1 protein-coding gene is annotated in these 280 nt (G+C 55.0%); it reads right to left on the minus strand.

Annotated features, from left to right (window positions below; all coding sequences use genetic code 11):
- On the minus strand, positions 1-280 hold a 280-nt coding region (locus ACGK9R_RS17220; RefSeq protein ID WP_045756613.1), incomplete at both ends, for a hypothetical protein.

Consider the following 280-nt stretch of genomic DNA (forward strand, 5'->3'; position numbering starts at 1 on the left):
TGAATCCGAGTCGCTGTCGGAATCGGAGTCACTGTCGGAGTCCGAATCGCTATCGGAGTCCGAATCACTGTCAGAGTCCGAATCACTGTCAGAGTCTGAATCGCTGTCGGAGTCGGAGTCTGAATCGCTGTCGGAATCGGAGTCACTATCGGAGTCCGAATCGCTATCGGAGTCCGAGTCACTGTCTGAATCCGAATCACTGTCGGAGTCCGAGTCGCTATCTGAATCGGAGTCGCTATCGGAGTCCGAATCGCTGTCGGAGTCGGAGTCGCTATCCGAA

This window comes from Halomonas sp. HNIBRBA4712 (assembly GCF_043558675.1).
In the GTDB taxonomy this organism is placed as follows: Bacteria; Pseudomonadota; Gammaproteobacteria; order Pseudomonadales; family Halomonadaceae; genus Vreelandella.